General features: G+C 64.1%; 6 protein-coding genes. All 6 read left to right on the top strand.

The window, feature by feature from the left end; all coding sequences use genetic code 11:
- Positions 1–281: 281 nt before the first annotated feature.
- The 6 genes from AC1DKV_RS33685 (at position 282) to AC1DKV_RS33660 (ending at position 6,363) form a co-directional block, all read left to right on the top strand.
- Positions 282–1,076, top strand: a complete 795-nt coding sequence (locus tag AC1DKV_RS33685; protein ID WP_477139045.1) for an SDR family NAD(P)-dependent oxidoreductase — start codon at positions 282–284, stop codon at positions 1,074–1,076.
- A 77-nt stretch (positions 1,077–1,153) separates the two neighbouring features.
- On the top strand, positions 1,154–2,131 hold the full coding sequence (locus tag AC1DKV_RS33680; RefSeq protein WP_477139044.1) for a tripartite tricarboxylate transporter substrate binding protein: 978 nt from the start codon (positions 1,154–1,156) through the stop codon (positions 2,129–2,131).
- 68 nt (positions 2,132–2,199) lie between these two features.
- Positions 2,200–3,570: an NAD-dependent succinate-semialdehyde dehydrogenase gene (locus tag AC1DKV_RS33675; RefSeq protein WP_441623466.1), complete on the top strand. Its 1,371-nt coding sequence runs from the start codon at positions 2,200–2,202 to the stop codon at positions 3,568–3,570.
- Positions 3,571–3,598: 28 nt separating this feature from the next.
- Positions 3,599–4,012, top strand: coding sequence for a cupin domain-containing protein (locus AC1DKV_RS33670; protein WP_441623464.1), 414 nt, complete (start codon positions 3,599–3,601; stop codon positions 4,010–4,012).
- A 153-nt stretch (positions 4,013–4,165) separates the two neighbouring features.
- The gene (locus AC1DKV_RS33665) at positions 4,166–5,431 is read left to right on the top strand and encodes an MFS transporter (RefSeq protein WP_477139043.1); all 1,266 of its coding nucleotides are present in this window, start codon (positions 4,166–4,168) and stop codon (positions 5,429–5,431) included.
- A 17-nt stretch (positions 5,432–5,448) separates the two neighbouring features.
- Positions 5,449–6,363: an SMP-30/gluconolactonase/LRE family protein gene (locus tag AC1DKV_RS33660; RefSeq protein ID WP_477139042.1), complete on the top strand. Its 915-nt coding sequence runs from the start codon at positions 5,449–5,451 to the stop codon at positions 6,361–6,363.
- Positions 6,364–6,369: the final 6 nt, after the last annotated feature.

Raw genomic sequence — 6,369 nt, 5'->3', positions numbered from 1 at the left:
GCGGCGCCGTCTTGCGCTCGATCAGCGATAACAGTTCCTGTCTTTCTTTCTTCGCCAACTTCACTGGCGTTGCATGGCGGCCTCGACTCATCCCGCCATGATATCCGAGGCGATTATTTATTCAAGCTATTTACGGGATGTTGTACTAGTGCCGGCAATTCATTCCTTCATTCTATCATTGGATAGAAATAAAGAATTTCACTTATCAATMGCCGCTGCTTACGATTCGCCCCAACGTCGGCGGTGTTGCCGCCCAAGGCCCGTACAAGGAGATAAGTGGAATGTTGAAACTGACAAACAAGGTTGCCCTGATCATGGGATGTGGCTCCGTGGCACAAGGCTGGGGCAATGGCAGGACCATGGCGGTTCTCATKGCCCGCCAGGGTGCCGCGTTCTTTGGCACCGACCTGAACCTGGAGAACGCGGAAGACACGCGCAAGCGCATCGAGGAAGAAGGAAACCGGGCAACGGTGGTGCGCTGCGATTCCACCAGGGCCGAAGACGTGGAGCGCGCGGTKAACGCCTGCCTTGAGCTGCACGGGCGCATCGACATCCTGGTCAACAACGTCGGCTTGTCGCAGCCTGGCGGTCCGGTAGACATGACGGAAGCCGTCTGGGATGCGCAGATCGAGGTGAACCTGAAGGGTGCGTTCCTCGCATGCAAGCATGTGCTGCCCGTCATGCGCAAGCAAGGCGCCGGCTCAGTCATCAACGTGTCTTCGGTTGCCGGCCTGCGCTACGTGGGCAAGCCCCAGGTCGCCTACGCCGCGGCCAAGGCTGCGCTGATCCAGTTCACKAAGACGACAGCCGTGATTCACGCTGCGGAGGGTATCCGCCTGAACTGCGTGGTGCCCGGCCTGATGCAAACGCCGCTGCTAGACAACCTGGTCCAGAAGTACGCACAGGGCGATCCGGCTGGCTTCCTCGCCCGCCGAAACAACCAGATCCCGATGAAACACATGGGCGATGCCTGGGACACGGCCCATGCCGCCCTCTTCCTGGCGGCCGATGAGAGCCGCTACGTCACGGGCACCGAGATCGTCATCGACGGCGGCCTGATCGCCAGCACGCCCTGATCCAKGCATCGACGTCCGGCCGGGCAAAGGCGCTTGCGGACGCAGGACAGACCAGACCAAAAAGACAGGAGACAAAGATGGCATCCCCCTACCGGCGGCTGTTCAAGGCCGCGGCATTCGCTGTATGCGCCTGCGCCAGTGCACTGGCTTCTGCGCAGGCGTACCCGCACCAGCCGATTCGGCTGATCGTGCCGTTCGCGGCCGGCGGCGCTGTCGACCAGACCGCGCGCATCATCAGCGTGGCGCTCGGCGAGAAGCTCGGGCAACCCATCGTGATCGAGAACAAGCCGGGGGCYGGTGGATCCATCGGCGCGGCGGAGACCGCCCGAGCCAAGCCCGATGGCTATACGCTGATGCTGGCGCTCGATACGCAAGCCGCCAACTACCAGATCATGAAAGGCCTGCGGTACKACACCTTCAAGTCGTTTGACTACCTCAACCTGCTGGTGACGACGCCGCAGATCCTKGTCACCCGGGGCGATCTCCCCGTGAAGAACCTGGAAGAGTTGATCTCGTACCTGAAAGCCCATCCGGGCACGACCTACGGCACCTCGGGGCTGGCATCCGCAGGGCACGTGAACAGCGCGCAGATGGCGTTGGCGCGCMGGCTCAAGACGACTCACGTTCCCTACAAGGGCGCGGCCCCGATGATCACAGACCTGCTGGGAGGACATATCGATTTCGCCTTCGCCGGCGTATCGGTGCTGCTCCCGCATATCCAGTCGGGCAAGGTCCGCGCCATCGCCGTGGGCTCGTCCAAGCGGTCTGCCCTGTTGCCGGGTATCCCCACGATKAGCGAGTCCATCCCGGGGCTGGAGTATCCCACGTGGGTCGGCCTGGTCGCCCCCAGCGGMCTGCCGGCGGAGACGCGGAACAAGATCGTGGCGGCCACCTCGGAAGTGATGCGCAACCCGGAACTCGCCAAGCGTTTCGCCCAGAACGKGTTCGACGTCGTGAACAGCACGCCCGAGGTATTCAAGGCGAGACTGGAAAAGGACGCCGGCACGCTTGAAGAACTGATCCGGCGCAAGGTGCTGTCCAGCGAACCCATCTGATCCTTGCGCGAACGCAGCCATGCCAAGGCGAGGCTACGTTCGCCGAACAACCTGCTACCAATATACCAATGATCGTTTCAGTMAATCCCTCCACGGGTGCGGAACTCGGCCGCTACCTGCTMGATCGCCCGGAAGATGTCGAGCGCAAGCTGCAAGGCGCGGCGCAGGCCCAACAGGCGTGGCGCACGCGGTCGGTGCGCGAGCGATGCGCGCTTCTGGCGGAAGTGGCCGCGGTGCTTCGCCGCAATCGGGCGCAGTATGCGGCCATGATCACCGCCGAGATGGGCAAGCCGCTCGCGGAAGCCGAGGCTGAAATTGACAAGTCGGCGATGACTTGCGACTTCTACGCCGAATCCGCGGCAGGCTTCCTGGCCGATGTCCAGATTCCCAGCAATGCGGCGGACAGCCGCGTGGTGTTCGACCCGCTGGGCGTGGTCCTGGCGGTGATGCCCTGGAATTACCCGTTCTGGCAGTTCATTCGCTTTGCCGCCCCMGCACTCGCCGCGGGAAACGCGGCCTTGCTCAAGCATGCCAACAACGTGCCGCAATGCGCGCTCGCGCTGGCGGAGGTCTTTCGGGAGGCGGGCGCGCATGACGGCCTGGTCTCCACCTTGATGATCGACGCGTCGGAGGTGGCCGGCGTCCTGGCTGACCCACGCGTCGCGGCGGTGACGCTTACCGGCTCGACGGCCGTTGGCAAGCTGGTCGCTGCCCAGGCCGGTAGCCTGATGAAGAAGCAGGTCCTGGAACTCGGCGGCTCCGACCCGTTCATCGTGCTGGCCGACGCGGACGTGGAGGCCGCCGCCAGGATGGCCGTGAAGGCGCGTTTCTCGAACACGGGCCAGAGCTGCATTTCTGCCAAGCGCTTCATCGTGGAAGACGCCGTCGCGGACCGCTTCGTTGCCGCCTTCTGCGCCGGCACGCGCTTGCTGGCGGTCGGTGACCCGATGGACCGCAGCACAACCGTGGGCCCCCTGGCCAGAGCCAATCTGCGCAGCGATCTGCATTCACAGGTGGAGCGCACTGTCAGCGCGGGCGCGGTGGTCGCGCTGGGCGGCCATCCGATCGACGGGCCAGGCTTCTTCTACGCGCCCACCATTCTGGACCGGGTCACACCGGGCATGGCCGCGGCAGTGGAGGAAACGTTCGGACCTGCCGCGGCCGTCATCCGGGTCGGCAGCGTTGACGAAGCAATTGCGGTGGCGAATGCCACCGAGTTTGGCCTGGGCGCGGCGCTGTGGACCGGCGATCTGGAGCGGGCCCACGCGCTGGCCCGGCGCATCGAGGCGGGCGCGGTATTCGTCAACGGCCTGGTTGCCTCCGATCCGCGATTGCCCTTCGGTGGCGTCAAGCAATCCGGCTACGGCCGCGAGCTCGGTGAGTTCGGCATCCGCGAGTTCACCAACATCAAGACGGTGTGGGTCGGCCCTGCCCACTGAACTTTTTCTTCATTTTCGAGGCTATGCCATGATCAAGACTGAATCCAATGCCGTGCTGCTGCAGTCCGACGCCATCAAGACACATGACCGCGGCGGCGGCGCCCGCACGACACCACTGGTAGGGAAGGGCGCGGGCGCCACGGCCTTCATCACTGGCTATACCGAGTTCGGCGGGGGCGCCGAGATTCCCTTTCATCATCACAATGCCGAGGAAAGCGTTGTGCTGATCGACGGCGAGGCCATCTTCGACATCGATGGGCAATCGATCCCCGTCAAGAAGGGCGATGCCACCTTCATTCCCCCGAACGTGCCGCATCGCTTCCGCAATGCGTCGGCGACGGCGCCCATGAAGATCCTGTGGATCTATGGCTCGACGGACGCGAGCCGCACCCTTGTGGAGACCGGCGAGACCCGCCCCATCGCCGCGGAGCACAACGGCTAGCGCGATTGCAGTTCCGCACAGGCGCCCTGCATCCCGGGCGCCTGCCTCCCGGGAAACACGCGCTGGCGTTCGATGGGAGCACACCGCCGGCCTGGACCACGGCGGAAGACAAGAACCGGAGACATCGTGAAATCCTCAACCTCTCGAAGCCTGGTGGCGGTGTATCTGCTGCTGTTCACCATGGCCTTGATCAACTACCTGGACCGTGTGGCGCTCTCTGTCGCCGCCAGGCCGATCGCGGCCGAGTTCCAGTTGAGCCCGGTCGAGATGGGCTATCTTTTCTCGTCATTCCTCTGGACCTACCTGCTCTGCCTGATACCGGCCGGCATCCTCGCTGACAAGTATGGGGCGAAAGGYGTCTGCGTGGGGGGCATGGGCGTCTGGTCGATTGCCACCGTGCTCACCGGGCTTGTGGGAAGCTTCCATGCGCTCTTCGCCACGCGTCTGGTCATGGGCGCGGGTGAAGCGACCAGCTATCCGTGCGCCAACAAGTTCATCCGCGAACAGGTGCCCACGCAGAACCGGGGCTTCGCCACCACCATCTTCAATAGCGGCGCGTACGCCGGTCCGGCAGTTGGCGCGCTCTTCATCGGCTGGCTGGTATCCGTCGTCAGTTGGCGCGTCGCATTCATGCTGGCAGGCGCCATCGGGCTCGTCTGGCTTGTGCCGTGGATGATCTGGTTCCGCAATTCCGCGCCGCAGGCCACTACTACCGCGGCGGCCCCGGCGATGGCAGCGACGCCAGACCCGGGCGTCGGCCTGAAGGGCCTGCTGAGGTCCACGAGCATGTGGGGCATCGCCGTGACGCAGGGTTGCGCGGTGTACACCCAGTACCTGTTCMTGACGTGGCTTCCCAGCTACTTGCAGGCAACCAAGGGCATGAACATCAAGGACGCCGCCATCTATACCGCATTGCCGTACGCTTGCGCAGTATTGTTTGGCATGCTGCTGGGCCGCATCAGCGATAAGCTCCTCAGGCCTGGCGAGGCTGAGACCGGGAAGCGCAGGCCCATGATCGGCGCCATGTTGCTGTGCTCTTCCGTTATTCTTGCGGCACCGTTCGTGAGCAATATCTGGGTCATCGTACTGCTGCTGGCCGTGTCCCTGACCGGCATCGCGACGGCGATCTCGCTGAACATGGCACTTGCCAACGACCTGCTCGACCATGCTGCGGATGCCGGCAAAGCCAACAGCATCGCCATCGCCGGCGGAAACGTGTTCGGTATCCTGGCGCCCATCGTGACCGGCTACCTGGTTGCCGCAACCGATTCGTACAACTATGCCTTCGCCGCGGCCGGGGTGTTGCTGCTGGTCGGGGCGCTGGTATCGCAAGTTGCCACGCGCAGGCGCATCGGTGAGGCGCGGTGCGCGGATGCGCGGGCCGGCCGTGAGGCGGGAGCACGCGTGTTCCATGGATAGCATGTAGGAGAAACGTGATGTTCTTTGCTCCCCCCCCGATAACCGAGGCTACACCGTTCGCGCGTCTTCCCGAGGCACCGTCCAGCCCTGGAATGGCCGCAGCCTGGGAAGGTAGCCAGCCGCACGGCATTCCAACCCGGTCTTTGCTGGAAGGCCCGAGCTTCGACAACGATGGCAACCTGTACTGCGTGGACGCGCCGAATGGGCGCATCGTCCGCTTCTCGCCTTCTGCCGAATGCGAGACCATCGTGCAGTACGACGGCTGGCCCAACGGGCTGGCGCTGGGCCGGGACGGACTTGCCTATATCGCCGACTACAAACACGGCATCATGGTGCTCGACCTCGAGACGAGGGTCGTGAGTCCACTGCTGGAGCGACACTATGCCGAGCGCTTCAGGGCAGTCAACGACTTGTTCTTCGCGGCCAACGGCGACCTTTACTTCACTGACCAGGGCCTGTCGGGCTATCAAGACCCGAGTGGGCGCTTGTTCCGGTACAGCCGGCAAGGGCGGCTTGAATGCGTGCTGGAGCGCATCCMCAGCCCAAATGGGCTGGTGATGAACCTGGATGAATCCGTCCTCTTCCTTGCGGTCACGCGTGCGAACGCCGTGTGGAGGGTGCCGTTCATGCGCGATGGCACGGTAAGCAAGGTCGGGACCTTCGTGCAGCTTTCTGGCGGCACGGGACCCGACGGCCTCGCGCTGGACGAGCAGGGCCGTCTGGCCATCGCGCATACCGGCATGGGCTCGGTCTGGGTGGTCGACGCGCGGGGCGAGCCGGTGCACCGCATCACGTCGGCGGTGGGAGACCACACGACCAACGTTGCCTACGGTGGCGAGGGAAACCGCACGCTCTTCATTACGGAATCGAGTTCCGGCACCGTGCTGAAGGCGGAGCTGGATGTGCCCGGGAAGCGGATGTTCTGCCAGTGATCCGCC

The organism is Cupriavidus sp. 05T41 (assembly GCF_056396525.1).
The sequence above is the reverse complement of the archived record's forward strand: the minus strand, read 5'-3'. Positions and strand labels throughout refer to the sequence as shown.

Coding starts and splice junctions, on each gene's coding strand:
- AC1DKV_RS33670 (WP_441623464.1), top strand. CDS start 3,599: ATGATCAAGACTGAATCCAATGCCGTGCTGCTGCAGTCCGACGCCATC.